Source organism: Burkholderia sp. AW33-5, from assembly GCF_053427615.1.
In genome coordinates, this window is record NZ_JBSAXA010000119.1 from 1 (window position 1) to 335 (window position 335).

The following is a 335-nucleotide window of genomic DNA, read 5'->3' on the forward strand; positions in this document are numbered from 1 at the left end:
CTGCTGCACGGCTTCGCGCACGGCCGCGAACAGGTCGCCGCGATACAGGCTGTGCACGAGGTGCGCGATGACTTCGGTGTCGGTCTGCGACACGAACTCGTAGCCCTTCGCGCGCAGCGCTTCGCGCAGCGTCTCGAAGTTCTCGATGATGCCGTTGTGCACCAGCGCGAGCGCGTTCGACGAGAAGATCGGGTGTGCGTTGTGCGTGACGGGCGCGCCGTGCGTCGCCCAGCGCGTGTGCGCGACGCCGGTCGTGCCTTCGAGATGCGATTCCTGCACCTGCGCGTCGAGATCGGCGACGCGCGCGACGCTGCGCGCGCGCTTCGGCGCGCCCG

General features: G+C 69.9%; 1 protein-coding gene. It reads right to left on the minus strand.

Annotated elements, in window-relative coordinates; all coding sequences use genetic code 11:
- The coding region (locus tag ACV22V_RS32630) for a class II glutamine amidotransferase (protein WP_448016854.1) at positions 1-335 on the minus strand (335 nt) is incomplete at both ends.